1 pseudogene is annotated in these 465 nt (G+C 53.3%); it reads left to right on the top strand.

The features are described 5' to 3' along the window. Nucleotides 1-465, top strand: a pseudogene (locus tag IO68_RS29775) (hemagglutinin); the annotation flags it as partial.

A 465-nucleotide genomic window follows, 5' to 3' on the forward strand; every position in this document is an offset into this window, starting at 1 on the left:
CATCAGCAATGTTGCGGATGCCACCACAGCAGACCAAGCGGTGAACAAAGGCCAATTGGATGCAGCAACAGCAGCGGCGGATGACAAGACTGATGCATTGGGTAACAGCACAGCCAACAACTTAGGTGGTGGTGCAACCTATAACAGCACGACAGGCGCAGTGACAGCACCGACCTATAGCGTGAATGGCACAGACGTGAACAACGTAGGCGATGCGATCACCGAATTAGACAAAGGCTGGAACTTGGCAAGCAATGGTGCCAATGCAGGTGCGATCAAAGCGGGTGACACCGTTGACATTGGTACAGCAGCAGGCGAAAGCAACCTCCAAGTGACGAAGAGTGGCAACACCATTCAATACAGCTTAAGCCGCGACCTTGACCTTGACAGCGTGACCACAGGCAACAGCAAGCTCGACAACAGTGGCTTAGTGATTACAGGTGGCCCAAGCATCACGACTACAGG

This window comes from Acinetobacter sp. COS3 (assembly GCF_000475335.1).
Taxonomy (GTDB): domain Bacteria; phylum Pseudomonadota; class Gammaproteobacteria; order Pseudomonadales; family Moraxellaceae; genus Acinetobacter; species Acinetobacter venetianus.